This window comes from Cohnella sp. AR92, from assembly GCF_003990975.1.
GTDB lineage: Bacteria > Bacillota > Bacilli > Paenibacillales > Paenibacillaceae > Cohnella.
Window position 1 is genome coordinate 122,156 of the sequence record NZ_RZJR01000009.1, and the last position, 22,791, is coordinate 144,946.

Below are 22,791 nucleotides of genomic sequence, written 5' to 3' on the forward strand. Positions count from 1 at the left end.
AGTGTGACGGTTTGGCAAGCTATTTATGTCTTGGTTGATCCGTGCCAGCGCGTCTTACGCAACGCAGCGGGAGGCTGCCCCATAAGCGCGCTTATGGAACAGCCTCCCCCCAATCGCTATTCGGTTCTTATCGATCTTATGATGGCAGCGCGTCGGACACTTCAAGCGCCCGGTCGAGGAACTGCTCGATCTCCTCGCGGGATTTGCGCAGCTTGTTCACGTAGCGAACGAGCTCGCGTCCCTCGCGGAAAGCGATGAAGCTTGGGATCCCCAGAATGTTAAGCTCGCTGCACAGATCCGCCAGATCGTCGCGGTCGATCTCGATGAACGTGATGCGCCCGGCATACTTCTGTTCCACGTCCGGCATGAAAGGCTCGATAAAATGGCAGTCCCCGCACCAGGTTGTCTTGAATACGGCCACCGTCAGCTCGGATTTGCCCGTCTGCTCGCGGAAAGCCGCCTCTTCCGTAATCTTGCGCATCCTGATTCCTCCTCGGAAGCCAACGAAGTCGCTTCGCCAATAGAATGATTAACGATTATTATACGACTTCCTCTGCGGCCTTACAAATCCCTCTCGATGAGAAGCCTGCTTGTTTCGTCGTCAAGCGAGTACTTGGCCCCGAGAAGCCCAAGGAGATCGTCCGCATAAGCGTAGGCGGTTCCGTCGATCGTCACGACCGGCTGGCTCCAGGTCTTGTCGACGCCATTCACCTTAATCTTGTTGCTGCCGACGGTCAGGGCTACTTCTTGATAAGTACCCTCGTCATAGAAGACGAGATGGCCTCCCCGGTAAACGACGTTGTCCTCGAATTCGTTCAAGGTTCCTCGAAGCGAAATCAGGATCTTCCCATTCTTGTCCTCGCGGTAAGAAGGCAGCCCCCAGTTCGAAGCCCATTCCTCGCTCTTTGGATACACCTCGAAGCTCGCATCGTCGACCGAGAAGTCGTTTTTCAGCAGATCATAGATCACGGAGTCGTTCTCGAACAGCCTAAGCCCGCGAAGCGACGTCATCTCCATTAGATCATCAACGTTCAAAACGCGAGGCGGCAGGACCACGTTGGAGATCGGCGACGCGTTCGGGTCCGTCCAATTCTCTTGCTCGAGTCGAATCGTAAAGCCGGTCAGAGGAAGCGCCATTTCCTCTTCTTCAACGGTTGGCATCGAGTAATGGAGATCGGCGGCCAGCTTGCGAACCTTCAGGTCAGAGTCTACGTAGAGATCCGCGCTCAGAGTCGTCTTCTCATTGAAGAACGCGTTCCACTCGTCCTCGTTGTCCGCCCGCTCGGAATCCAGCTCCTTCTTGGCTTCCTTGAAGCTGTCCGCCATCTCCTGAACCGTCTCCTCGAACTCGTCCTTGCTTGGCAGCTCGAGGTCATCGAGCTCAAGCGATTCCTTCATCTCCGGCGGCAGCGCCGCGAACCAATCCGTCACTTCTCCGACCATCTTCCGCAGCCCCGACTCATCCTTCACCAAGGCATCGAGGTAAGCGGGTATGAGCTCTCCGAGCTGCTTGCCGTTCAGCTCCGCATGCACCTGGGTAACGTCCGTCTTCGTTCCGTGTATCTCGACGCTCGCGCTCTTGGCGTCGATCTTAGGCGGATTCGGCAGATTTCCGACGAAGTAGGAGGCGACCGTACGGATGAGGGATTCGCCCTCTTTGGATCGCTGCAGGGCAAGCAAAGGCGATTCTCCCGCCATCGAGCCTTTCAGCGGCTCATCCAGGTCGATAACGAGCGGCCGCTTCGCCCCTTCCACCTCAAACAGGAGATGCGACTCATCGGCATGCAGTTGGAACGAAATGTTCCCCTTGCCGAACGAGAAAACGCCATTGGCCAGAATCCGGCCTTCTTCGTCCGTTCTCAATTCATTCAGCTTGAAGGTCGTCTTGCTGAACCAGTCGAGCCATTTCTTCTGCATGGCGACATCGGCTTCATCCTCGCCTTCGACATTCAGAAGCGCATCGTTCCATTGCAGGTCTAACCCGATTGACATGGAGATCGAAGCGTTCGGATTCGCGGCGTTGGAATCGACCGTCCTCTCCACGAGCACCTTGTTCATATCCAATCCGTTAACGGCCTCGCAACCTGCCGGAACGACCGCCAGCAGCGCCGCAACGGAAGGCACCAGCCATCTCTTTAACCTCTTGCCCATCATCGACTCTCCATTCGTTTTTGGTTGATATGGATATTTCGACAATTCAATTGGAAAACCTTCCACTTAAGGAGTATTTTATAATGGTTCTTTAGAGGGGGGAGCGGAAACGGTGACACTCTGGGAAGGGCTGACGGCCAAATCAACAAGCTGGTGGAGATCGATTCCCCTCCGTTCGAAGCAAGCGGCCATAAGCCCCAGCCAGGCGGAGATCGAGGAAGCGGCCTCCATGCTGGGCGAGCCAGCCGGTTCCCTCTCGAAGCTTGACGACGACGGAAGGCTTCTGCGCGATCGGATTCGGCTGGAGACCGCTCGTCTTAACCGCAACAATGTAACCCGCACGGCGGCTTACTTCGAGATGTATTCCCGGCTGCCGGAGCTCCATTGGGCGCTGTTAGCCCATCTCGTCTCGCGCAACGGAGGCTGGAGCATGACGGACCTGCGCGGCGAATGGCTTCCGAACCTGCTCGCTCCGAGCGATGCCGATTTGATCTTCCGCATGCTGGAGACCTGCAACGCCTTGATTTTCCACGACGCTTATCCGCAATTGCTGTTGTATGAAGAGAGCAGAAGACTTGGACGCCCGCTCTTCGGGCTTCTCCCCCATCTGGGAGTGACGGCCTTCATGAGACCGTTCTGGGAGCTCTTCTGGAAGAATTCCAACCCCATTCCGCTGACGGTCTCTCTTGTCGTGAACGAGCAGAACGTCATCGAGAAGCGTGCCGTTCAGGATCCTCTCTACCGAGAGGAAGTCCTTCATTCGTTCGCTTTCCGCCTACAGCCGCTTCTACAGCTCAACCAACTGCTCTTCCCCCTTCATCGGGAGAAGAAAACGAGGCTGCTGGCCGGCAGAGTGCTGGAGAGGTTCGACCGGCTGGAGGAGCGAATCGAGTTCGGCAAGGACCTCTATTCGATCCTGTTCGGATACCCGAAGGTTCTGGCGCGAGCGCTCGCCTTCGCCGGATCCGTTAAACATACCGGCTCCCGCGCGGATTATTGGCCGCATATGTTTACGCCGGAGAGGCCCGCATCTCCCCGAACGCAGAGAAACGGCATCGCTCCCGGTTTCTCCGGGAATGATGCCGCTTCGGGCAGCCCTCTCTGGTACAGCCCCCGATTGACCGACGCTTGGGCCGATCAGCCATTGGGGCCCGTCTCCGAGGGCGATTGGTTCCAAGACCGGTCCGTCCTGGATTACTTGAAGAGAATGCGCCGGCCATTCGTTATCGATATGACGCGCGAGCATCTCTTCGGCCAGCGCAAGCTGCAAGCAGCCGTCCGCTTAGCCAAACCGTTCCATCTAAACGGCCGTTGAACGCTGGGAGCGTCCCAACAAACGCACGACAGGACTGAGCACCTTGCGGATTCTCGCCGGATAGCCGCTCAGGTCTTCCGCGCGAATGACGCGGAACAGAACGAGCAGCACCAGATAAGCCGCGCAGATGAATAGACCGAGAACCGCCGTCACGATCAGGTACGGCCACTTGCCTCCGAGAGGCTCCAGCCAATCCAATCCGTAATAGACGATCGCAGAGCCGATCGCCGCGATGACCAACACCGTAGAAGCGAAGCCGGCCCAGCGGTCTCCCAGCGCCTTGATGCCCGTCAGCTTGCGGATAGAGATCATGTTCCAAGCCGTCACGAAGAGGAAGCATACGCTCGTCGCGGCGACGAGGCCATACACCCCGAAGAACGGAGTCAGGATGAGGCTAAGGGCCAGCTTGATAGCGATGCCGGTCAGCGTATGCACCATCGCGGAGCGCTGTCTGCTGAGTCCGTTCAGGATCGAGTTCGAGGTCATCATCGTAATTTGGAAGATGGTCCCTCCAGCCAGCATGGCAACGACAGCGCTCTCCGACGGCTTGCTGAACAGCAGCCCGTTGACCGCATGGGCGCCAACCGTCAGAACGAGCACGATCGGCATGCCGGTGAAGATCGCGATCCGCATCGCCAGCATGCCCTGAGCGCGAACCTTCTCATGATCCCGGGCCGCATAGGCTGCCGCAAGCACGGGCAGGATCGAGGTGCTGAGCGCGATAGCCAGAACCGGCGGAATGCCGGCGATGGATTGCGCGTTCGTTACCAGCGCGGCGAGCCACGATTCGACGGTCTCCTTGTCGAAATTCCACTTGGACAGAGGGCCGAGAAGCGACGAGTCGATGAAGTAGATCAACTGTACGGTCATCGCCGTCAACAGAATCGGGATGGAGATGCGCAGAATCGCTTTATAAATCTCCTTCGTCTGCGCGAGAACCGGAGGACCGCCGGCATCCGCCGCAGCCGTAACCTTCTCCGCTCTTGAAGGAGCATGGCGTTCGCCCTTCTCCAGCTTGCGGCCGTACCCGATCATGACGCCGAGCGCGGCGATTCCGCCCACCACGCTTCCCAACGCGCCGCCCGCCGCCATGATGCGGTTATCGTAGCCGAGTCCTTCTAACAAGAAGACGAGTCCGACCGCCGTTATTACCCGGGCAATTTGTTCGATGACCTGCGAGACTCCGCCTGCCATCATGAACTGATGCCCCTGGAAATAACCTCTCATCATCGCGATGACGGGGAAGAGGAGCAAAGCCGGGGCGATCGCCCGAATCGCCAACGTGGCATCCGGCACTTCCGCGAACCTTGCATATAAGGGAGCAAAAAGAAGCAGCAGAAGCGTCATGACAATCCCCATCAGGATGCCGAAGCGCAGAGCGGCCCGATAAATCCTTTTCACTTCGGCATGGCGGCCGAGCTCCAATCTCTCCGACACCATCTTGGAGATGGCGCTCGGAATGCCGGCCGTGGCGAATACCAGCAGAAGCAAGTAGACGTTATTGGCAAGGCCGAAGGCATTCTGCCCATTGTTATCCATCGCATACTCCAGCGGAACCCGCTGGAAGATGCCGAGAACCCGGGCGACGAGCGCCGCGCCTGCCAGAATGATCGTTCCTTTGATCAGTGAATCTTTCTTTACCATATTAGCTTCTCATCCCTACGATGTTACGGTTTATAATGGCTTCGGACCGGCGTGACCGCGTCCGGATAGAACTAAAGTTAGTGCGACTAATGCTTAGTCCCAGATCAACCAGATGAAGAACAGGACAACCATGGCGATCTGCAGGATCACCTTCATGACCGTGCTGGCGAATAACCCTAGCAGCGATCCCCAGCCGACCTTAAGCGCCCGGTCGAACGAAGAGCCATGAATGAGCTCTCCCAGCAGCGCGCCCGCGAACGGTCCGATAATCAAGCCGAAGGCCGGAAGGAGGAACGGACCGAGAATGACGCCGATCGTGCTCCCCCAGACGGACGCTTTGGATCCCCCGTATTTCTTGACGCCCCAGGCGCTAACCGCGTAATCCGAGACGAAGAGCACGATGACGATGATCGTCTGGACGGTCCAGAACCAGAAGCCGAACGGCTCGAAGGAGAAAAACAAACCGTAAACGAAGAAAGCCGCATAGATCGCGAGAGCGCCGGGGAGCACCGGATAGATCGCTCCGGCCAAGCCCACGGCGAATAGAACGATAATGAGAACCCATCCCAGAATATCCATTCTCCATCACGCCTTCAATACGTATTCTCGAATGACTTGGGCGACGCCGTCTTCCAGGTTCGTTCCCGTGACGACATCCGCGCCCGCTTTGACCTCATCCTGCGCATTGCCCATCGCGACGCCTAATCCGACTGCCTTGATCGCGGCCAGGTCGTTCAAGCTGTCGCCGACAGCCACCGCTTCGGACAGTTCGCAGCCGAGCATCCGGCACACTTCCTCGATCGCCGTTGCTTTCGAGACGCCCGCCGGATTCACTTCGATGTTGTAGGGCGAGGAATTGCTGAGCTCCAGCCCCTCCCAGCCCTTAAGCTCTTGAAGAATGGAAGCGAGCACTTTCATGTCCTCGTTGTAGTAACCGAATTTAAGCCACTCCAGGCTGTATGTATCGCCTGCCCACCGCTCTTTGTTGTAGATGCCCTGGGTGGAATACGCCCAGAACCAGGTGTCCCCGTGCTGCACAGCCAATCGGTGAAGCTTCATGATCTTCTCCGCCGGCAGCGTCACTCTTCGATGCAACTCGTTCGGCTTGCTCCAGATCTCTCCGCCGTTCACGACGATCAGTGGAGATTCGTGCAACCCGAGCAGCTCGGCGAAGGGCAGCGCGCTGTCATAACCTCTTCCCGTCGATACGCACACCGTCACGCCGGCTTCGCTCGCTCTGGCAATCCATTCCCGATTCGCCTCGCTGATCTCGCTTCGGTCGTTCAAGGTCGTGCCGTCCAAGTCCAATGTCAGTAGTCGATAGTTTGCCAACGTCGGTCTCTTCACTCCTTCTCTCTATATGGCCTTGCCGTTAAACATTCAACGCTAGTTTATCACAAATCGGCTTGGAGCACGATGACGGCTTCCTGACGCCGGCAATGTTGGCAGCCTGACTGCCTTCTTGCGCCCATCGCCACGCATTCCCGCCAATCCAGACGGACCAAAATTGCCAGCCAAATTAAAGCAGCCCCGAAGGTCCGCTGGGGATCCTTCGGGGCTGTTGCAATTTAGAATGATTTAAGCATAATGGCAGGCGGCCCAGTGGCCGGTCCGCGTTTCTCTAAGCTCAGGCACTTCGGACGCGCACTTCTCGGTCGCCGCCGGGCAGCGGGTCCGGAAAGGACAGCCGCTTGGCGGGTTGATCGGGCTCGGAAGATCGCCGGAGAGCACGATTCTCTCCTTCTGGCGCTCCTTGCTCGGATCCGGTACCGGAATTGCCGACAGCAGCGCTTGCGTGTAAGGGTGCTGCGGGTAATCGTAGAGGTCCTCGCTGGTCGCAAGCTCAACGATCTTGCCCAGATACATGACGGCAACCCGATCGCTCACGTACTTGACCATCGAGAGGTCATGGGCGACGAACAGATATGTCAAGCCCAGCTGCTTCTGCAGATCGATCAGCTGGTTAATGATCTGCGCCTGAATCGATACGTCCAGCGCCGAGATCGGTTCGTCGCACACGACGAATTCCGGCTGCACGGCGAGCGCTCTCGTGATGCCGATCCGCTGACGTTGTCCGCCGGAGAATTCGTGCGGATAACGCGACGCATGCTCCGCATTCAAGCCGACGAGCTCGAGCAGCTCCTCGACGCGGCGTTTTCTCTCCGCGCGGCTATGCACGAGTCCGTGAATGTCAAGCGCTTCGCCGATGATATCGAGAACCGTAAGACGCGGGTTAAGCGAAGCGTACGGATCCTGGAAGATCATCTGCATTCTGCGGCGGTATGCCTTGAACTGCTTCTTGCTCAGTTTGGTAATGTCGACGCCGTCATAGCTCATCGTGCCTGTCGTCGGCTCGTACAGACGCATGATCGTCCGCCCAGCGGTCGTCTTGCCGCAGCCGGATTCTCCTACCAATCCGACCGTCTCGCCTTGGCGAATCGAGAGATTGAAGTTCTGTACGGCTTTAAGGACACGGCCTCCGCCAAGGTTGAAGTGCTTGCTAAGGCCTTGAATATCCAGCAGTGTCTTGCTCATACGCTAACCCCCTGTTGTGCCGCGGACGCAGCGCGCGGATCTTGAAGCCAGCATCTCACCTTGTGGTTGCCGCCAAGATCCGTAATCTCCGGAGGAGTCGTCGAGCAGATCTTCATTGCGGACGGACAGCGGTCGCAGAAGCCGCAGCCTGCAGGCGGCGCGATCAGGTCGGGCGGCGTGCCGTAGATCGGCACCAACGGCTCATCTTTGCGCTGCGACAGCTTAGGCAGCGAGTTGAGCAGGCCGCGGGTGTACGGATGGCTCGGATTCGCGAAGATTTCTTGAGTCGTGCCGGTCTCCACGATCTGGCCCGCATACATAACCATGACTCGGTCGCAGACGTCCGCTACGATGCCCAAGTCGTGCGTGATCAGAATGATCGACGTATTGAGCTGCTCTTGGAGCTGCTTCATGAGCCGCAGGATCTGCGCTTGGATCGTCACGTCGAGCGCCGTCGTCGGTTCATCCGCAATCAGCAGGGCCGGATTGCAGGCGAGAGCGATCGCGATCATGACGCGCTGGCGCATGCCGCCGGAGAACTCGTGCGGGTATTGCTTGTAACGAGCCTCGGGAGTCGGGATGCCGACGAGCTTCAGCATCTCGATGGCGCGGTCTTTCGCTTCCGACTTCGACATTCCCTGGTGCTTGATGAGACCTTCCGAGATCTGCTTGCCGACGGTCATCGTCGGGTTCAGGGACGTCATCGGGTCTTGGAAAATCATCCCCATCTTGTTGCCCCGGATCTTCTGCATCTCCTTCTCGGAGATCTTCAGCAGGTCTTGTCCTTCGAACACGATGGAGCCGCTCTTGATTTTGCCGGGAGGCATGGCGATCAGACGCATGACCGTCTGAGCCGTCACGCTCTTCCCGCTGCCGGACTCGCCGACAATGGCGACCGCTTCGCCGTGCTTCACTTCGAAGTTGACGTTGCGGACCGCTTGGACCTCTCCTCCGTATACATCGAAGGAGACGCACAGGTCTTTTACTTCCAGCATCGTTGTCATCTCTGGCTACTCCCCTTCCCTAGCGTCGTGATTATTTCTTAAGCTTCGGATCGAATGCGTCACGCAAGCCGTCTCCGAATACGTTGAATGCGAACATCGTCAAGCTTAGGAAGAAGGCCGGGAAGAAGAGACGCCAAGGGAAGAGCGTCATCGAACCGACGCTGTCGTTGATCATCGTTCCCCAAGATGCAGCCGGCGATTGAACGCCCAAGCCAAGGAAGCTTAGGAAGGCTTCCGTGAAGATCGCGCTCGGCACGGTAAGCGTAACGGTGACGATGATCGGACCCATCGCGTTCGGAATCAAGTGACGGAATAGAATGCGCATGTGGCCGGCGCCAAGCGCTTGGGAAGCCAGAGCGTATTCCTGGTTCTTCAATTGAATCATCTGTCCTCTTACAATCCAGGCCATGTTGATCCAGCCTGTAATCGACATCGCGACGATAATGGTCGTCAAGCTAGGCTCCATGACGACGAGCAACAGGATCGTGACGAGCAGATTCGGAACCGCATAGAGAATCTCCGAGAAACGGTTCATGATCTCGTCGACCTTGCCCCCGTAATAACCCATGATCGCTCCGTATACGATTCCGATAAAGAAGTCGATGATGGCTGCCATTACGCCGACGAAGAGGGAGATTTGAGCACCCTTCATCGTTCTGACCAGCATGTCTCGCCCTAAGTCGTCGGTGCCGAACCAGTGGCTCCAGGAAGGAGCCTTGTTCTTGTTCGCCAGCTCGTTCGAGAAGTGATCGTATGGAGATAAGATTGGAATCAATATCGCAAGCAGCACAACGGCAACGATAACCCACAAGCCGAACATGGCCAGCTTGTTGCCTTTCATTCTATATCTGATATCCTGCCAAGCTGTTAGACTCTTGCGTGTAATCTTCTCGCCCGCACTTGCTTCCTTGCGAAGAGGCGCGAAGGGATTGTCATCTCTAGTCACTACTGGATTGCTCATTCTCAGGCACCTGCCTTTCCGCCTTTAAGGCGAATACGCGGATCGACAAGCACATAAGCGATGTCTGCAATAAATCGACCGATCAGCAAAATAACCGCATAGAAAATTGTCGTTCCCATAATCAAAGGATAGTCTCGGTCAACGATACTATTAACGAAGAACTTGCCCAATCCGGGAATAGCGAAAATCTTTTCGATGACTACCGAACCCGTAATGACGTTTGCAATCATAAAGCCCAAATAAGTGACGACAGGCAGCATCGAATTGCGCAGCGCGTGACGCCAAACGATCATATGGCCGGCAAGGCCCTTGGCCTTCGCCGTCTTAATGAAGTCGCCGTTCATGACTTCAATCATTGTCGAACGAATAAGCCGTGCGATAACCGCGATAGACGATGCCGACAACGCAATGCAGGGCAGCACGAAATCAAGCGGCTTCTTGAGGCCGGCTACGGAGAACCATCCTAGCTTGACGGCAAATATATACTGCAATATCGGCCCTAATATCAAGCTTGGAATCGCCAAGCCGATAACCGCCACTACCATTGCAGAATTATCGAGGAACTTACGGTGGTAGAGAGCGGCCAGAACGCCGAGCACAATACCTCCGATTACGGATGTGATGATCGATACGATACCCAGTCGCAACGAATATTTAAAGGAGCTGGAGATCATACGCTCGACCGTTTGGAACTTCTTCTTCATGGACGTACCAAGATCGCCATGAATCAGGTTGTTCATGTACTTCAAATAACGCTCATACATCGGCTTGTCCAAGCCGTAATAAGCCTTCAGATTCTTCTGGACTTGTTCGCTAGTCGCCTTCTCTGATTGCAGCGGGCTTCCCGGGATGACATTCATAAGCACGAAGGTCAAGCTAGCCAAGAGAAACAGTGTGACAACCATAAAAGAGACTTTTCGAAGCACGTAACCTACCACTGTTAATACCCGCCTCTCAAAAACAAGGGTATATATAGGGAATCTATATATACCCTTGAACTATTAGTTCTCTTGACTGCTTCTTACTTCTTGCTTCCGAATACCCAATCGATGTGACCGGAATAGTCGGACGTTACGCCTTCGAAGCCGTCTTTGATCATCGTTACGGTCGTGTAGTAGTAGATCGGCAATACAGCCATATCGTCGATCGCTTGCTTCTCGGCCTTGGCGATCAGGTCAAGACGGGACTTCTCGTCAGGAGCGGTGAGGGACTCATCCAGCCACTTGTCGACATCAGCATTGGCATACTTGCCGTCGTTGTTGCCGGACTTGGAGTTGATCAGGTCGTACGAGAAGTTGATCGCGTGGTTGAAGTCGGCTCCCCAGCCTGCGCGCGCAACGTCGAATTGGCCGGCGTCGCGAGTCTCGAGGAACGTACCCCATTCTTGGTTTTGAAGGTTTACTTCTACGCCAAGGTTCTTTCTCCACATGTCGGCGATGGCTTCGGCAATCTTCTTGTGGCCTTCGCTCGTGTTGTAGAGCAGGGTGATTGCAGGAAGCTTAGTGAGCTTCTCTTCCGCCAAGCCGTCTGCAAGCAGCTTCTTAGCGTCGTCAACGTTCTCGGAGAAGTAGTTCGTGTCCGGATACAGTTCGCGGAACAGCTTGCCGTCGGTACCCGCGATGCTCGGCGGGATGAGAGCGTATGCCGGGGTTTGGTTCGCTTGCGTTACGTTGTCGATGATGGATTGACGATCGATCGCCATCGAGAACGCCTTGCGGATCTTAACGTTGTCGAACGGAGCTTTCTTCGTGTTGAACACGTAGTAGTAGGTCGAAGCGATCGCTTGAACCTTCGCGCTGCCGTCATCGATAACTTGTTTCGTGCGGTCGGTCGGAACGGAACCGGCTTGAGCGCCGATCCAGTCGATGTCGCCGGTCTCGAACAGGCTGTAAACCGTGTTCTCGTCTTCTACCAGGCTGATCGTTACCTTGCTGAAGTTAACCTTGTCCTTGTCGAAGTAGTTCGGGTTCGGTTCAAGAACGAGACGGTCTTCATGCTTCCATTCCTTCAGAAGGAACGGTCCGTTGGAGACGATCGTGGACGCTTCAGCTGCCCATGCCTTGTTGGCTTCAACCGTCGCTTGGTGTACCGGCAGGTACGTGTAGTGGGCGACCAGGCTCGGGAAGTACGGAGTCGAGGACTTCAGCGTAACTTCGAGGGTCGTGTCGTCAATTGCCTTGACGCCTACGTCGTCCGCGGAGCCCTTGCCGGAGTTGTACTCTTCGCCGCCCTTGATGTAGAACAGCATATATGCATATTCGGAAGCCGTCTCTGGGTTGAGTGCGCGCTTCCAGGAGTATACGAAGTCATTAGCGGTAATCTTGTCGCCGTTGCTCCAAACAGCGTCGTCACGGAGCTTGAACGTATATACCGTTCCGTCGTCGGAAACCGAGTATTCCTTAGCGATCGCAGGTTGCGGTTCGCCAGCGGAGTTCAGACGCATAAGACCTTCATAAAGGCCAGCTGCAACGATGGACGATTGCGCGTCCGTCATCAGAGCCGGGTCAAGGCTAGGCGGTTCGCTTGCCAGGGTGAAACGGAATTCTCCGCCCTTCTTAACAGCAGCCGGGCTTGCCGACGCGCTGGAAGAAGCGGAACTGGATGCAGAGCTGCTTGGTTCGTTGCTGGAGTTCTTGTTGTTGTTGCCGCAAGCCGACAATACGGCTGCCAGCATCATGACAACAGCCAGCGGAAGCAGTAACCCCTTCTTTTTGTCTACCTTCACAGAATCATCTCCCTCTCATGATAAAAAATGACATCCGAACGGATGTAAACATTTATAACATCGAAAATTTCAATAGTCAATGACCTCATTTAGGGAGTAAAATCTAAAAATTTCATCAGAAAAACCGATATACAACTTTAACTCATAGTCAACATTTTCCGGTTCAAAAAAATCGGCGTAATGCCGCGGATTCTGACCGGCGGTACATGAACATTTGTGCATATATATCAATACAAATGTAATAATATTCATTGCTATTTTTTTGCGTAAATAGGGTCGTCGTTGAGATTTTCTGGGAGTTTGGTACCGTTTTCATCCTACTGCCCCTTGTCCTCAAGCCCTACTGTCCGGTCATAGGCATCGAAGATTTTGCGGGCGATCGGGGCCGCTCCCCACCCGCCGTACCCCCCGTCCGGGACGACCACGGCGACGGCGAGCTTCGGCTTGTCGGCTGGGGCATACGCGATAAAAACGGCATTTTCGACAAATTTCCTCTTTCCTACTCCCTTCTGCTGGGAAGTCCCCGTCTTACGGCGGAAGGAATAGGCCACGTCGTCGAAGCCTTGGACTTTAACCGCGTCCATTCCCTTCTCGATCGTCTCCCAATAGACGTCCGGCAGGTCTACGCTATTCAGAACCTCGGGCTTGGTTACGCTCACGACGTTCCCCTCGGAATCCGTGATACGATCGACGAAGAGCGGCTTCATGCGCTGCCCTCTCGTCGCAAGCATCGATGCATACTGCGCCAGCTGCAGCGTCGTATACTTCCCTTGCTGCCCGAAGGATGCATAAATAAGGGCGGATTGGGCGCTGCCCGTCTTCATCTCATTAAAATATTCGATAAACCCCGCGCTCTCCTTGGGCAAGCCGCTGCCGGTCTTCGCGCCAAGCCCGAATTGCTTCATGTAGGAATCCCAGATCTCGACCCCTTTCTTGCCGTCCCTCATATAAAGGGCGTTGCCGATATTCGCGGCCATGAAGGCGTTCGAAGATTGAGAGATCGCGGTAGTCGGGTTAAGCTGTCCGTTCGCCGCCCGGCTTGCGTTCTGAACTTCCGTCTCGTGCCCTTTCGCGCCGAAGGGGAAGTAGCCGGGATCGTTCCATTTGGTCTTCGGCGTGATCAGCTTCTCGGACAGCCCGACCAGGATCGACAGCGGCTTCTGCGTCGATCCGAGCGGGACAAGGGAAGTCGGATGCTGGGCGCGCTCCGTCTTATCCTCGTATGGCGGAAATACCTCTTTGATTGTCCCATTTTCCATAAAAGGCATGATCTGCTTTAGCTCGGCGGAGCTGATGCCCCCCTCCCAGACGTTCGGGTCGTAATCCGGCATGCTGGCCATCGCGATCACCTTGCCGGTATCCACCTCCATCGCCACCGCATAGCCGGTCGTCGGCTGCGCGTCCTTCTCCATCTTGGACGTCGATTGCCGGATGCTCTGGATCTGATCCATGATCGCCTGCTGGGCGACCAATTGGACCTCGCGGTTGATCGTCAGATACAGATTCTGTCCCTTGACGGGCTTCGTCAGCTTCGCGTCGCCGATGATATAGTTCTGATTGTCCACCTGATAGGCCTTGTAGCCGTTCAGTCCCCGAAGCTCGTTCTGGTACATGAGCTCGAGTCCGTCATAGCCGACATATTCGGTATCCAGATAGGTATGCTCTCGATCCGTCTTTTTGCCGCTCATCTGCTTGTAGAAATCAAGATTCTCCCTTGCGCCCGTCATCTTGTTCATGTAACCGACGAGCTGCACGGCGACTTTATCGCTGGTGTAGTGACGGATGCTTTCTTCCATGATCTCGATTCCGGGGAATTCGTCGCGATGCTCGCTTAAGTACGCGATTTCTTCTTTGTTTAACCCGGACAACAAGCGGCGCTGCTGAGAGGCAAAGTTCTTTCTCGCTTTGAAGTCCATCTTCTCGATCAGCTCTTCCGCCGTCATCCTGGGAGACGAAGCGTCTCCGAGCCGGTCCAGCAGCTCGCTTAGCCGTACCGCGATATCCCTGCCCTCATCTTCTCCCTTCTTCCCGATCGTGTAATAAAGCGACTGCGTCGAAGTCGAATAAGCGATCGGCTTGCCGTTCGAGTCGTAGATGTTCCCCCGGATCGGTGGGATAGAGTTGCCCGCCGTGCCTTGGCTCGACTTGCGGTCCTTCATCGCGTCCGCCTCGACGAATTGGAGGAACGCCAGTCTTACGATGAGCAGGGAGAATAATCCGAATGTGGTGAAAAAGAATAGGTTCAGACGAAAACTGAAATTGCGGCGGTTTCTCAGCATGCGCTTCTGCGCTTCTTCCACTTTCTGCTCGCTCATGCGGCCGTGCTCACTCCTCGTTTCCTAAGCTGCAAAGTTCATTCCACTATGGATATTCTACCATTATTTTCTTGTTAGCGGAGCAAAAAAAGAGAGTCCGTGCCTCGGACCCAACGAGTGGATCTTAAGGTACGGACTCTAGTGTGAATCGATGGATTTATTGCTCGTTATTGGTCGAATCCGGAGCGTCGGCATTCGCGTTGGCGGCCGCAGCTCCATCCGCCGAGGAATCGGCTGCGGAGGGATTGGCCGCCTTGCGCGGCGTCCCCGTCAGGCCGACAGCTTGATCGTAGGCATCGAAGATCTTGCGCGCGATCGGAGCCGCCCCCCAGCCGCCGAAGCCGCCTTCCGGCACGACGACCGCGACGGCGAGCACCGGATCCTCGGCCGGCGCGTAGGCGATGAATACGGCGTTCTCGACGAGTCCGCCGCCGACCTCCTGCTGCGAGGTCCCCGTCTTCCGGTAGAAGTTGTACGGGAATCCGTCGAAGCCTTGGACTTTAACCTGGCCCATGCCCTTTTCGATCGTATTCCAATACTCGTCGGGGAAGCTGACCGTGTTCAGGACTTCCTTCTGATAAGGCTGAACCAGATTGCCGTCGGCGTCTTCGATCCGATCGACGAATTGCGGCTTCAGCCTCGTTCCATGGCTCGCCAGCGTCGTCGCGTATTGCGCTAGCTGGAGGGCCGTATAGCGGCCTTGCTGACCGAAGGAGGCGTAGATCAAGGCGGACTGGGCGCTGCCCCGCTTCGCTTCTTCGTAGTAGTTGACCGAACCCTTGGACTCGCCGGGCAGGCCGCTCCCGGTCGTTACGCCGAGGCCGAACTGCTTCATGTAGCTGTCCCAGACGTCCAAGGCGTCGGAGCCGTCCCGAAGGTACAGGGCATTGCCCACCATGGCGGACATGAAAGCGTTGGAGGACTTTGCGATCGCCTTCCAAGGAGTCAGGAGTCCGTTCGCCTCGCTCTTCGAGTTGCGCACCTTCGTCTCGTAGCCTTTGCGGCCGAATTGGAAGTAGCCCGGATCGTTGAACGTGGAATTCGGCGTAATCAGGTGTTCGTTAAGGCCAAGCAGAATGGTCAGAGGCTTCTGCGTCGAACCGAGGTTGACGAGCGAGGAAGGATGCTTGAGCCTCTCCTTGTCGTCCTCGTACGGCGCTTGAACCTCGCGAATCGCTCCGTTGCCCATATAATACTTGACCGCGTCGTAATCCTTCGAGCTGATGCCTCCCTGCCACAGGTTCGTGTCGTAGTCGGGCATGCTCGCCATCGCGACGACCTTGCCCGTCTTCACTTCCATGGCGACCGCGTAGCCCGTCTTGGCGTTAGGAGCGCGTTCTGCCTTGAGCGTCGAGGTGCGGATCTTCTCCAGGTGGGTCGTGATCGCGTTCTGCGTCGCCAGCTGCACGTCCTTGTTGATGGTCAGGAACAGATTGTTCCCCTTGACCGGCTTCGTCAGCTCCATCGGCCCGATGATGCGGCTCTCGCTGTTGACCGGGTACGTCTTCAAGCCGTTGCGGCCGCGCAGCTCCTCCTGGTACATCAGCTCGATGCCGTCGAAGCCGACATCCTCGGTATCCAAGTATTTGAGCGTCGGATCGGTCTGGTCCTTGTTGATGTCCTTATAATAGCTTAGAGAGGTCGCGCCCTGAAGCTGCTTCATGTACCCGACCAGCTGCGCGGCGACATGCTCGGAGCTGTACTGCCGGATGCTCTCTTCCACGACTTCGACGCCTTTGTATTCGCTCTTATGCTCGCTGAAGTAGGCAATCTCCTTCTCCGTCAGCCCCGACTTGATCCGGCGCTGCTGGTACGGAAGGTGAACCTTGCCTCCGAAGTCCATGTCTTCGAAGACGTCGTCCGCAGTCAGTGGCTTCGATACCTTGTCGCCATACTTATCGAACACTTCGACCAGCTTGCTCGCCAGCGCTCTTCCCGCTTCTTCCTTCGTGCCCTGCTCCAGCGTGTAATAGAGCGATTGGGTCGAGGTGGAATAAGCGATCGGCACGCCGGTCGAATCGTAGATATTGCCCCGGATCGGCGGGATATAGACGTTCCGGGTTCCGATCTGATGTTCCCTCTCCTTCAAGGAGGCGCCTTCGACGAACTGAAGGTACGCAAGACGAACGATCAACGTAGAGAAAACAAAAAAGGTGACGAAAAAAAACAGATTCAGCCGAAAGCTGAAGTTGCGGCGGTTGCGAAGCTCTCTTTTCTGGGCCTCTTCCGTACGTTCATTGCTCACTTGCGTAATCCTCCTGATGCTTCAATCATATAAACGCATGTAATCTTCCTCTATGCTTGCCTGACATGAGTATCTTGAAACCGGGGCGCGTCGTACCAATCGCCGGCCTTGGCCCACGTGGTATCGAGCGGCAGCCACCTGCTTTCTTCCGGCAGATAGACTTCGTTCCAGGCGTGAGGACCGTAGCCGCCGAGGCCGTCATAACCCAAACCGGTCACCACACGCACTTCAAGCCCGACGGAACGAGCCATCGCCGCGAACAAGCGGGAATAGTCGATGCAGACGCCGCGCCGGGTCCGGAACGTATCCTCCGGAGTCTGCTCCCGCCATTCGCCTCTCTGCTCGTAGGCATCTACCTTATCGTAATCATACGCGATCCGGGTCCCCACCCATTCATACAACGCGCGGGCTTTCCCGTTCGCGGTCGTCTGTCCTTCGACGATCTGCTGAGCCGCTTGCACGATCTCCGCGGGCAGATCCGCGTCGATGACATCGTAACGCTTCTGCCACAGCTGGTCCAGCTCGCCCTGCATCTTCTTCGCGAAGACGGGGAATTGCGCTTCAAGCAGGTTCCCCGCGGCAGGCTCGATGATCTGGGCGGCCGCTTCCCGATAGAGGCTGGACTGGCCGACATAGTCCGCATAAGGGCCTTGCGGCAACAGCGAGCAATAGGCAAAAAGAATGGCCGTCAGCAAGATCGCCCGCCCGCAGCCGAGAGCGGCTCCGATGATCCCTCCGAAAGCGCGGCTGACCGCTCCCCCGCTCGGAACGATCGAGAACGGCAGGGCTCCCGCTTTGGCAAGCAGGTTGCCGACCGATCCGATAACGAACCGTATCGCCAGGTAGGATAGCAGAAACAGCACGGCGAATCGAAGGAGAGGCAGATCCCGGACGCCGGAGAACACCGTATAGCCGAACTGGACAAGACCCGAAGAATCCGGCTTCGGCTGCTCCCAGCCCCGCTTGATCAACCAGCTCTGGACGGGCAGGGACGCCGCCGAAGCCGACCAAGCCGCCAGAACGACGGAGGCCAGCGTCATCGCGGTCCCCGCGACGAACAGGAAGAGGCGCTTCGCAGAGCCGGAAGCGCCTCTCCATACGCCTTGAAGCAAGGACACAACCACGACGGCCAAGAGCGCCAAGGTGACGAGGTTGGTGTCCAGCGGCTTCATTTCGATGCTTCCCTTGCGGCGACAACGAATTCGCGAACCGCGCCGTCCAGCGGCACCTCAGGGAAGGTGACGCCCTTATAAGTCACTTTGACCTTACCGGAATTCGCGATTCCGGACAAGGTAATGCTCTTCGTCTTGACCGTATAGCTGCCGTCTTCGTTAAGCGTATACGTGGCGTCCTTCGCTTCGCCTGCCATCGAGGTGATCGCCTCGTCCAGCAGGGCGGCCGTCGCTTTGCTTCCGGCCTCCGACACCTTGGTGCCGACTTCCTTCAGGTCGTTGACCGAGTAGCCTCCGTAGACGAGCACGGCGATGACGATAAGCGCGGCAAGCGCCCACTTCGCTACGGTCTTCACCACGTTCACGACGACGACCAGCGCGATCAGCGCGATGACAATGACAATCCAGTGGTCAATGGCAAACTGCTTCCAGGCCTCGATATCGAGATTCATTCGGTATCCTCCATGCGAGATTGCATTTATCCTACTCTATTATACTTTACCTATTTGCCCCGAGTAAAACGCGTAGAGAGATTATTATTTTCCTATTATTTTCCCGTCTGCTTCCAGATGTCTTCTTCTTCCGGCCGCATCCTGCGTATTCAGCAGATAGAGATGAGCCCATCTCGCCCCTATCCTCAAGCTGAAGATACCTAGCGGCACGACGAGAACGGCAATCGCCAGGAGCGCAAGCCACCGCCCCGTCCCGATTCCGAGATCCGAGGAAGCTTCAGGGAGAAGCTTATTCTCGATCAACGCCGGAATCAGATACATCGCGCTTGATATCGGCCCATAGATCCAGGAGAAAAGCGGGCGGCGGAAAGAATAAGGCTGCGCGAGCACCACGCTGCTCATCACCAGTCCTGCAACGAAATAGAAGAACACCGTATAGGCCGATTCGTACACGTCGGTTCTCTCGATAGAGTAAGGCAAGCCGATGACGAGCACCCTTGCGATAACCCCTGTCAAGAAAGCGCCGACCAGGGTCGCCAGGATCCGCAGGGCAACGCCCCAAGAGGCAAGCAATCGGGATAGCAGCAGCGCGCGGCGGTCGTAGGGCAAACAAAGCCACCACGCCATCCGTTTCTTATTCGCTTCATGCTGGTTCAGAATCACCAAAATGAGTGAAGGCGCGATGCAGATCGGCAGCAGGATGGCATGGAAGACGTCGAGAAAAGTATCGTGACTGTTAGAAGCGAAGAACCCCCCTGCAATCATGGCGGCGAAAAGCGCCGCTACGATAATCCGAACCGATAAGAGCGAAAGGAAGTATCGGTACCTGGACCACTCGAGAGCGTAAACGGACGCGAAGCCCGCACGGCGCGGTTTGACTTGGGTCCGGGAACCGCGTCCCGTTAACGCATCCTTCTTCCCCGCGTTGGCTCCGCCCATCCGGTAGGAGGCCAGATCCTTAGGCCCGTATCGGGCCGTGAAGCGAAGCGTCGAGCGGTAAACGGTTGCCGCCAGAAGAACGCCGGCCAGTGAATAGGCGAAGACTAGATCTCCCCCCAGCCAACGGTCGAGCCGAAGAGAGTGGTCCCCGATGGCGGGCAGGACGGAGAACAGAACGACGTAGACGAGCACGAACGGAATGTTCAGCCAGACTCGGCGCCCGCCATACATGCCCACGAACGAGAAGCCCGCGCATACGAACAGGACGGTTACCGGGATGCAGAAGACCAGGTAGGCAAACGCGTCCAGAAGGAACGATCCGGCCGAGAACGTGTCGGAATCGAGGCTTCCGGAAGCGAGCCGAATGAGGCTGCTCGCCGCGCAAGTCGCCCAGATCGCAAGAGAAGCATATGCCTGGAACCGGATGGCGGCGTTCAGCTTCGCTCTCATCAGTTCTTCTCTCTTCACGGGAATCGTGAGCCACCAATCCTTATACGGATTCTCCCACAGGGTCAGAACCGGCTTCGTGCCTAGAAATAACGCCAGCAGGGCGGAGAGCGATACCCCGATCGCGAACACCGTGCGCGCCGTCGTCGTCCCGTCCAGGAAAATCAGGCTAGCAACGATTAATAGGATGGGCACTCCAACCCATAGGAGCCTCCCCCTCGCATCAAGAGGCAGCAGGTGCCGATGGAAGCTCCACTCCAGTTGGAACAAGCTGTCCCGGGCGCGTTTCATGAGAACACCTCGCGATAGCAGGACTCAACGGAACGGCCGTTCGTCCGCAGCTCCTCAACGTCGTGAACGCCAAGTATCTCCCCGTCTCCGATCAGTACGATCCGATCGAACAACTGCTCCAGCTCGCGGATATCATGGGTCGCGATCAAGAAGGTTCTACGGCCGTCCGCCATCTCGGCGACGACCGCGGAGGCGATTCGCTCCCGCGAGATCATGTCGACGCCCGCGAACGGCTCGTCGAGAATGATGAGCGGAGCTTCCCGCGACAAGCAAGTGAGCAGCTGCAGGCGCGCTTCTTCGCCTCTGGACAACGCGCCGATTCTCTTCTCGCGATGCACGCCGAGCTCCCGTTCCAATTCCGCTTCCCGGACCCGGCTCCAGTCGGGATAGAGGCCCGACGCCAGATCCAGCCACTCTCCCGCCGTCAGATGAGCCGGCAACTGCCCGCGATCTGGTAGAAAGCTAAGTTCGGCGAGCCGTTCCGCTCCCGCCGGACGTCCGTACAGATCGATCCGGCCGCTATCCGGTTCCAATAGGCCGGTCAACAGCCTCATTAACGTAGACTTCCCCGCGCCGTTCGGTCCGAGCAATCCCGTTAGGCTTCCTACCGGAATATCGAAGCTGACCCGGTTTAAGATCGGTTTCTTCTTAATGGCAATCTGAACGTCTTCGCAGCGCACGGCGATCCGATCCGCGCGGCCGCCGAAGGGCATGGACTCTTGTTTAATCATGAAGCCGTCACTCCTTCTCCCGAGATAGTTCCCATAATTGTTCCAGCGTCAGCCCCAGCGATCGGGCCGTCTCTTCCAGCCGATTCACGGCTTCTCTCGCCATCTGCCTGCGCGAGGAGCGAATGGCCGTCTCCGACTGGGTCACGAACGTTCCCTGCCCCCGGAACGTCACGATCAGCTCCAGCCGCTCCAGCTCCTGGTACGTCTTCATGACCGTCGTCGGATTGACTCTCAGGCTCGCCGCCGTCTCCCGTACGGAAGGCAAGCGCGTTCCCGGCTCCAGCTCGCCTCTGGCGATCATCGCCCGGATCTGCTCCACGAATTGCTCGTAAAGCGGTCTTGAAGGATCGATCGCAAAATCCTCGATCGTCCACAATCGTATCGGCGGCATCGGTTCCACCCGTCTTTCTTTCTAATGTGCCATCTGTGTGGCTACACACCATACACCTGAATCTGGAAACAGTGTACCACACGCCACCACACACTTCAAGGGGCATATTGAGGGTCCGTCCAACGTACAAGTAGGATAGACCAAGCCGGCGACTTAGAACCCCGTTCAGCCGACTGCTCCGGAGGCGATGTTGCTTTGAGAATGGCCGTGTGGCTGTATCTGTTCCTGTTCGTCGCGTTCTTCGATCTTCATGCCCAATATCCGATGCTGACTCCGTTCGCCGTCTCGCTCGGAGCCGCTCCATCCTTCATCGGACTCGTCATGGGGATGTATTCGCTCACCCATCTTCCCGGCAACCTTCTCGCCGGATACGGGGTCGACCGTTTCGGCAGCCGGCTTTTTATCGCCGCCAGCCTCTCGGGAGCCGGGATCTTGCTGCTCCTGCAATCCCGCGTGACCGATCCCTGGCATCTGCTTTATATTCGCTCGGCGAGCGGCTTCGTGCTCGCTTTCCTGTCCCCGGCCTGCTTGTCCCTGCTGGCTCGTCTCGCTCGCGATCACATCCAGCAAGGAAGGCTGATGGCCGGCAACGGGCTCGTTCATACCCTCGCTTCCGTCGTCTCTCCCGCTGCCGGTGCCTGGCTGGCCGCCAAGGTCGGCTTTACCCAGTCGTTCGCGATTCTGGGATGGATCCTCCTGGCTACCGGGATCGGATCTCTCGCGTTCATTCGCGAACCTCTAGAACCCCGGTTGAAGGATTCTTCTCTCTCGCCATCGGTCGATCCTGCGTCTACGCCGCCGTCTTCGTCCGCTTCGGCTATGCCTAAGACCTCGGCCAAGAAAGGAACGGCGGAGAACGGCCGTTTCCCTTGGATCGTTTTTCTGCTTCCCATTGCCGTCAGCTGCTCCCAAGGAATCCTCTCCTTCGAGCTCCCGCTTCAGGCGGACTCCGCCGAAGACGTGCTGACGACCGGCATTCTTTTCTCCATTGTGAGCTTAGGCGCCCTGTCTACGCTTGGATTGCTCTTCCTGCAGCGCTACCTGCCGTATGCCCGGAGCGTCGCCGGACTGCTGCTGATGGCGCTCGCGTACTTCGGTCTGGCTGCCGACTGGCCGGTTCCGATGATCGCCCTCCTCTTCGTTGTAGGCATGGCCAAAGGGGTGGTTTTCCCGGCGATGACCTCCTTCATGCTGCAATTGAGCGGGGCTGCCCGGTATGGAAGAACCTTCTCGTTCATGTCGATCGCGCTGTCGATCGGTTCGTTCCTCGGTCCCGTGCTCGCCGGTACGGTCCGCGGATCGATCTCGCCGTTCTTCATCTCCTTCTTCGTCATCATGCTGTCCCTGATCGTTCTCATGCCGCGTCCGCAGTACTCCATCGGCTGGAACGGGCGCGCGGAACCGCCGCCTCATGCCGGACATTAGCCCAACTATGCGTTGGACAACCGCGCCGGCAAGGGCTGCTGCATAGGA

At 57.0% G+C, this 22,791-nt stretch carries 19 protein-coding genes; 2 read left to right on the forward strand and 17 right to left on the reverse strand.

Going from position 1 to position 22,791, the window contains the following annotated elements; translation table 11 throughout:
* Positions 1-136: 136 nt before the first annotated feature.
* Together ELR57_RS16165 and ELR57_RS16170 are read right to left on the reverse strand one after the other, a co-directional pair.
* Positions 137-481, reverse strand: coding sequence for a thioredoxin family protein (locus tag ELR57_RS16165; RefSeq protein WP_126960140.1), 345 nt, complete (start codon positions 479-481; stop codon positions 137-139).
* Between the two features lie 80 nt (positions 482-561).
* Positions 562-2,151, reverse strand: a complete 1,590-nt coding sequence (locus ELR57_RS16170; protein ID WP_126960141.1) for a stalk domain-containing protein — start codon at positions 2,149-2,151, stop codon at positions 562-564.
* 112 nt (positions 2,152-2,263) lie between these two features.
* Here ELR57_RS16170 and ELR57_RS16175 point away from each other — a divergent pair, with 112 nt between their 5' ends.
* Positions 2,264-3,466, forward strand: a complete 1,203-nt coding sequence (locus ELR57_RS16175) for a DUF2515 family protein (protein WP_126960142.1) — start codon at positions 2,264-2,266, stop codon at positions 3,464-3,466.
* Here the strand turns inward: ELR57_RS16175 and ELR57_RS16180 are convergent.
* From ELR57_RS16180 to ELR57_RS16250, 15 genes are all read right to left on the reverse strand, one after another.
* A complete protein-coding gene (locus ELR57_RS16180) occupies positions 3,452-5,110 on the reverse strand; it encodes a putative polysaccharide biosynthesis protein (protein WP_126960143.1) in 1,659 nt (552 codons plus the stop codon). The two genes, ELR57_RS16175 and ELR57_RS16180, sit on opposite strands and share 15 nt — an antisense overlap.
* Before the next feature lie 93 nt (positions 5,111-5,203).
* Positions 5,204-5,689, reverse strand: coding sequence for a DUF456 domain-containing protein (locus ELR57_RS16185; protein ID WP_126960144.1), 486 nt, complete (start codon positions 5,687-5,689; stop codon positions 5,204-5,206).
* Positions 5,690-5,695: 6 nt separating this feature from the next.
* The gene (locus ELR57_RS16190; RefSeq protein WP_126960145.1) at positions 5,696-6,442 is read right to left on the reverse strand and encodes a Cof-type HAD-IIB family hydrolase; all 747 of its coding nucleotides are present in this window, start codon (positions 6,440-6,442) and stop codon (positions 5,696-5,698) included.
* A gap of 246 nt (positions 6,443-6,688) precedes the next feature.
* Positions 6,689-7,645: an ABC transporter ATP-binding protein gene (locus ELR57_RS16195; protein ID WP_126960146.1), complete on the reverse strand. Its 957-nt coding sequence runs from the start codon at positions 7,643-7,645 to the stop codon at positions 6,689-6,691.
* The gene (locus ELR57_RS16200) at positions 7,642-8,649 is read right to left on the reverse strand and encodes an ABC transporter ATP-binding protein (RefSeq protein WP_126960147.1); all 1,008 of its coding nucleotides are present in this window, start codon (positions 8,647-8,649) and stop codon (positions 7,642-7,644) included. Before ELR57_RS16200 ends, ELR57_RS16195 begins: the two co-directional genes overlap by 4 nt.
* A gap of 31 nt (positions 8,650-8,680) precedes the next feature.
* The gene (locus ELR57_RS16205) at positions 8,681-9,610 is read right to left on the reverse strand and encodes an ABC transporter permease (protein ID WP_126960148.1); all 930 of its coding nucleotides are present in this window, start codon (positions 9,608-9,610) and stop codon (positions 8,681-8,683) included.
* Positions 9,611-9,612: 2 nt separating this feature from the next.
* Positions 9,613-10,548 (reverse strand): ABC transporter permease, encoded by a 936-nt coding sequence (locus tag ELR57_RS16210; protein ID WP_126960149.1) that lies wholly within the window; start codon positions 10,546-10,548, stop codon positions 9,613-9,615.
* 83 nt (positions 10,549-10,631) lie between these two features.
* Positions 10,632-12,335 (reverse strand): peptide ABC transporter substrate-binding protein, encoded by a 1,704-nt coding sequence (locus tag ELR57_RS16215; protein ID WP_126960150.1) that lies wholly within the window; start codon positions 12,333-12,335, stop codon positions 10,632-10,634.
* A gap of 317 nt (positions 12,336-12,652) precedes the next feature.
* On the reverse strand, positions 12,653-14,650 hold the full coding sequence (locus ELR57_RS16220) for a peptidoglycan D,D-transpeptidase FtsI family protein (protein ID WP_126960151.1): 1,998 nt from the start codon (positions 14,648-14,650) through the stop codon (positions 12,653-12,655).
* A 157-nt stretch (positions 14,651-14,807) separates the two neighbouring features.
* Positions 14,808-16,895 carry a peptidoglycan D,D-transpeptidase FtsI family protein gene (locus ELR57_RS16225; protein ID WP_126960152.1) on the reverse strand — a complete coding sequence of 696 codons (2,088 nt, stop codon included), beginning with the start codon at positions 16,893-16,895 and terminating at the stop codon, positions 14,808-14,810.
* A 50-nt stretch (positions 16,896-16,945) separates the two neighbouring features.
* The gene (locus ELR57_RS16230) at positions 16,946-18,067 is read right to left on the reverse strand and encodes a transglutaminase domain-containing protein (RefSeq protein ID WP_126960153.1); all 1,122 of its coding nucleotides are present in this window, start codon (positions 18,065-18,067) and stop codon (positions 16,946-16,948) included.
* Positions 18,064-18,519: a hypothetical protein gene (locus tag ELR57_RS16235; protein WP_126960154.1), complete on the reverse strand. Its 456-nt coding sequence runs from the start codon at positions 18,517-18,519 to the stop codon at positions 18,064-18,066. The genes ELR57_RS16230 and ELR57_RS16235 overlap by 4 nt, the downstream gene beginning before the upstream one ends.
* A gap of 84 nt (positions 18,520-18,603) precedes the next feature.
* On the reverse strand, positions 18,604-20,196 hold the full coding sequence (locus ELR57_RS16240; RefSeq protein ID WP_126960155.1) for a hypothetical protein: 1,593 nt from the start codon (positions 20,194-20,196) through the stop codon (positions 18,604-18,606).
* The gene (locus ELR57_RS16245) at positions 20,193-20,927 is read right to left on the reverse strand and encodes an ABC transporter ATP-binding protein (RefSeq protein ID WP_238162554.1); all 735 of its coding nucleotides are present in this window, start codon (positions 20,925-20,927) and stop codon (positions 20,193-20,195) included. Before ELR57_RS16245 ends, ELR57_RS16240 begins: the two co-directional genes overlap by 4 nt.
* Before the next feature lie 7 nt (positions 20,928-20,934).
* Positions 20,935-21,318 (reverse strand): GntR family transcriptional regulator, encoded by a 384-nt coding sequence (locus ELR57_RS16250; protein WP_126960156.1) that lies wholly within the window; start codon positions 21,316-21,318, stop codon positions 20,935-20,937.
* A gap of 195 nt (positions 21,319-21,513) precedes the next feature.
* On the opposite strand from ELR57_RS16250, the gene ELR57_RS16255 reads away from it, so the two are divergent.
* Positions 21,514-22,743 (forward strand): MFS transporter, encoded by a 1,230-nt coding sequence (locus ELR57_RS16255; protein ID WP_126960157.1) that lies wholly within the window; start codon positions 21,514-21,516, stop codon positions 22,741-22,743.
* The last annotated feature ends 48 nt before the right edge of the window (positions 22,744-22,791 follow it).